Raw genomic sequence first — 296 nt, 5'->3', positions numbered from 1 at the left:
TGGATTACAAAGGGACAATCGGAGATCTCTATCGCTATTTACAAACACTAGATTAGACAGTTTCCTGTTTAATCTTTTTTTAAAATCAATCTGTTGATTTTTTCACAAACTTGGACTAGAATAGAATAAAGAACTGTTTAATATATAAATAATCGATAAAGCGTATTCTATCGAAATAAAGGAGTCTAAAGTGAAAAACGATAAAAAATCTGATATTCCACGCGCTACTGCCAAACGTCTATCCCTCTACTATCGCATTTTTAAACGTTTCTATGCAGGAAATATTGAAAAAGCTA

1 pseudogene is annotated in these 296 nt (G+C 31.1%); it reads left to right on the top strand.

Features of this window, described 5'->3' with window-relative positions:
- Positions 1 to 190: 190 nt before the first annotated feature.
- A pseudogene (locus tag C1G53_RS12090) lies at positions 191 to 296 on the top strand (redox-sensing transcriptional repressor Rex); the annotation flags it as partial.

Origin of the sequence: Streptococcus suis (assembly GCF_002960445.1) — a bacterium.
GTDB classification, from domain to species: domain Bacteria; phylum Bacillota; class Bacilli; order Lactobacillales; family Streptococcaceae; genus Streptococcus; species Streptococcus hyiners.
The sequence above is the reverse complement of the archived record's forward strand: the minus strand, read 5'-3'. Positions and strand labels throughout refer to the sequence as shown.